This window comes from Wolbachia endosymbiont of Madathamugadia hiepei (genome assembly GCF_013366855.1).
Taxonomy (GTDB): domain Bacteria; phylum Pseudomonadota; class Alphaproteobacteria; order Rickettsiales; family Anaplasmataceae; genus Wolbachia.
The window spans coordinates 1-3734 of record NZ_WQMP01000100.1; the positions used below are offsets into that span (position 1 = coordinate 1).

Annotated in this window: 4 protein-coding genes and 2 pseudogenes; 4 read left to right on the forward strand and 2 right to left on the reverse strand. The window is 37.0% G+C overall.

Annotation, left to right across the window (positions count from 1 at the left end):
• Together GO685_RS03970 and GO685_RS03975 are read left to right on the forward strand one after the other, a co-directional pair.
• Positions 1 to 162 (forward strand): annotated as a pseudogene (locus tag GO685_RS03970) (IS5-like element ISSoc13 family transposase); the annotation flags it as partial.
• A gap of 47 nt (positions 163 to 209) precedes the next feature.
• On the forward strand, positions 210 to 434 hold the full coding sequence (locus GO685_RS03975) for a hypothetical protein (RefSeq protein ID WP_175937666.1): 225 nt from the start codon (positions 210 to 212) through the stop codon (positions 432 to 434).
• 208 nt (positions 435 to 642) lie between these two features.
• On the opposite strand, the gene GO685_RS03980 is transcribed toward GO685_RS03975, so the two are convergent.
• Positions 643 to 1458, reverse strand: a complete 816-nt coding sequence (locus tag GO685_RS03980) for a uracil-DNA glycosylase (RefSeq protein WP_175937667.1) — start codon at positions 1456 to 1458, stop codon at positions 643 to 645.
• Positions 1448 to 1987 carry a peptide deformylase gene (gene def, locus GO685_RS03985; RefSeq protein WP_175937668.1) on the reverse strand — a complete coding sequence of 180 codons (540 nt, stop codon included), beginning with the start codon at positions 1985 to 1987 and terminating at the stop codon, positions 1448 to 1450. Before def ends, GO685_RS03980 begins: the two co-directional genes overlap by 11 nt.
• Before the next feature lie 138 nt (positions 1988 to 2125).
• Here def and ftsA point away from each other — a divergent pair, with 138 nt between their 5' ends.
• Both ftsA and GO685_RS05630 read left to right on the forward strand, forming a co-directional pair.
• Positions 2126 to 3364, forward strand: a complete 1239-nt coding sequence (ftsA, locus tag GO685_RS03990) for a cell division protein FtsA (protein ID WP_175937669.1) — start codon at positions 2126 to 2128, stop codon at positions 3362 to 3364.
• 223 nt (positions 3365 to 3587) lie between these two features.
• Positions 3588 to 3734, forward strand: a pseudogene (locus GO685_RS05630) (IS982 family transposase); the annotation flags it as partial.

Consider the following 3734-nt stretch of genomic DNA (forward strand, 5'->3'; position numbering starts at 1 on the left):
CAGAGAGACTACGACAAACATCTTTATAAAGAGCGGCATTTGATTGAATGCTTCTTTGGAAAAATCAAGAACTTTAGACGTGTTTTTTCTCAATTTGACAAGACTGCTGAGGTTTTTATGGGTTTTTTAAACTTCGTTGGTTCTCTCATATGGCTTCTCTAAAATTTTGTTCACAGAGACTAGAATGTGAAATGAAAATTCTATACTAAGTGTACACTACATTATACGACCTCAGTACAAAATTAGTGAAGGTGTGTCCTTGTTACAACTCTGTAGAGCTGAATTGTATTCCTAATGTAAGTGAGATATCACAACTTTTACAAGATGTTGAAAATGTAGAGCAAGAGCTGATTGTTCTGCAAAAGGAACCTGACAAGAATTTAAACCTCTCGCATACCAACCAAGTTTTTAGTGGCAGCACACTAAGCATATAACAACTGTCATTCATATAGGTTAAAAGTACCTATTCATTAACTTAAGCAAGAATTGCTGTGGTAGCTATTTGATATAAAAATCTGTCTCCACAACAAACAGATTTTTATTACCTACATGATTGAGTGAAGTGCTGCAAAATTACAAACAAAATTTTTAGAGGCACATAGTTGATCTCACGTTTCACCGCTTTATTAGGTATTTGTGCAGTTATTGGAGATAGTCCCTAATCTTCTTCAAATCTTCCCAAGCTAAACGTTTTTGTGCTGGCTGGCGAAGTAGATAGGCTGGATGAAATATAGCAGCCGTGGTAATTGAATTAGACAAATATTGGTTAGTATACGTATGAAACCTGCCACGCAGGGTTGATATGGTCTTTGTGTTATCAAGTAAGCTATAACACGCGATTCCTCCAACCAAAATTAGAATCTGCGGTGAAACCAGTGCAATATGTTTTTCGACGAACGGCCTGCACATATCAAGTTCTAGGTCAGTTGGTTTTCTATTACCAGGTGGACGCCAAAATACAGTATTGCTTATGTAAACTTTGGTACGATCAAGATTAATTGCACCGAGCATTTTATCAAGCAACATCCCACTTGCACCGCAAAATGGTATGCCTTGTAGGTCTTCATTTGCTCCCGGAGCTTCACCAACGAGAATAATTTTTGCATTTGGATTACCATCGGAAAAAACAGTATTGGTTGCAGTTTTTTTTATTTCACAACCTTCAAATGATTCAACTGCACTTTTTAGCTCATCCACACTACTGCATTTACTTGCAAGTTTCCTTGCTTCAATTATCCAGTCACTTGGGAACATGGATTGTTGCTCTTTTCCACCTTTAGTGTCATTCCAGCGCGTGACGCTGGAATCTGCATCTTTCCCAGTGTCAGCTACTTGGATAACAGAAGGCTGCACATTCTCTTTGCTCCCCAGCTCTTTTTCTTCCTCACCCTCTGTTAGCGTGCAATCAACACCCATCTCATGGTAGAATTTTAATAATTCTAAATCCTCATCGCTCATAGTGCCTCTTGATCTTTTGTGCTTTTTCTATGGCCATATCATACTTCAATTTAGACAAATGTCTAATACATAATATACCATTTAAGTGATCTAGCTCATGCTGAATACATCTCGCAAGCCAACCATTAGCTTTTAGCGTCCGTTCCTCATTATTCAAGTCTCTATATTTTACAGTTAAATACTTTGGGCGCTTAATTTCGTGACTCTGTTCTGGAATTGAAAGACATCCTTCCTTGAGAATTGTTTGTTCATCAGATAATTCCGTAATTTCAGGATTAATCATGCAAAATTTGCCATTCGATTCATATCCTGCTGGCCCGCCTTCAATGTTCTCTAGCTGAACATCCATAACAAAAATTCTTTTTAGTACCCCAACTTGCACTGCAGCAAGGCCAAGACCATCTGCATCGTACATAGTTTCGAACATGTCGTTTGCTAATTCTTTAATTTCATCGTTTATAGCTGTTACTTCACTGGCACGTGTAGTTAACCTTTCATCAGGGGCAATTACAATTGGTAATTTAGACATAAAATTATAATTCTATGTTTTATTTTTTCCTTTGTCCAGTGTTTGGGGTATATTAAAATGTTGCTGTATTTTTATAATAGAATATAAACTATTAAAGAAAGCTATAATTTGAATGGGATTGTGTCATAAGGTCAACTGATGTACTCTGCAGTAATAGTAAAGCCAAAGAGAAGCGTTTTTGCTGTTTTAGACATAGGTACAACAAAGATTATCTGTCTAATCGTCAAAGTCAGTAGCAATATCAGTTATAAAATAACAGGAACAGGTTACAAGATTGCAGAGGGTATAAATGGTGGATCAATAACCGACGTAAAGCATGCAAATTACTCTATTTCATCAACTATAGGTCTGGCTGAACAAGTATCGGAGGAGACTATAGATCAAATATATATTAATATTGCCGGATGTGGAATCTCATCTTTCAATGTGCACAATGAAATTATTGCAGCTAATCATGAAATCTCTGATCGAGACATAAAACGTGTAGTCTTTCAAACGTTTGAGAAATATATTGAGGAAAATGTTATCATTCACAATATACCGCTAAAATATCACTTAGATGACATGACCGACATAAAGGAAGTTAGTGGATTGTATGGAAAAAGATTATCTGCTGACGTTAACGTTGTTACTGCTTCTCGTCCGGCGCTTATCAATATTGAAAACTGCGTAACCAATAACAGTTGGCTAAGTATGGCCGGTTGTATTGCATCTTCATATTCTGCAGGTCTTGCTTGTCTCAGTGAAGATGAGAAAGAGCTCGGAACTGCCATTGTTGACATAGGAGGTGGGTGCACTGCAATTGGAATTTTTAAAAGGGGGAAACTTATATATGCAGACAGCATTCCAATTGGTGGCATTCATATCACTCGAGATATTGCTTATGGACTATGTACAAACATAGAACATGCAGAGCGCATAAAAATACTATATGGCAATACTATCGTGACTTCAATAGATGAAAACGAGTATATCACAGTGCAAAATAATGAAAGTGATGAACCGACCCAAGTGCTCAAGTCTGAACTTGTTGACATTATAAGACCGAGAATCGAAGAAATACTTGAATTAGTAAAAGAGCAATTTCGGGAGCAGAAAGACACGATTAATAAAGTAGTCATCACAGGCGGAACTAGTCAGCTCACAAGCATGAAAGAGATTGCAAGCTATATATTCAATAAGCAAGTCCGTATTGGGTGTCCTAAGTCGTGTAGTGGCCTTGATGGTGAATACGATAAAAATCCTGTATTTTCTGCTGCCATAGGTTCTATAAAACTAATAGTTGATACTTTTTATAAAAATAGTCCTGGAATGTTTGGCCAGGATGGTAAAATAAGTAAATTGTATCACTGGGTTAAATCAAAAGTTACAGTCTAGATTCCTGTTTTCTCTTAATCATGCAAGCGTCACGCACATAGCTGTACGAACATTGCAATCAGCAGGTAATTTGCGTAACAGACGGTGTCATCCCAGTGCTCCTCCTCCTGTCATCCCAGTGCTTCCCTCTCTTGTCATTCCAACGCTAACTATGGATTAGAAAGAGAGTAGAGAGAGAAATAGGGTAAACTCCAGTATTTTAGCAACAATAGGAGGTTACCCAATGCATAAGAATATAACAGAGTTATTCTGTTTTGTAGATGATTATTGTAAAATAATAGATGAGAACTTTGCAAGTAGACTACTAGCCAATGGTAAAAAACCTACAAGAATACCCGCAATAACGTATTCTGAAATTATAACAATAATC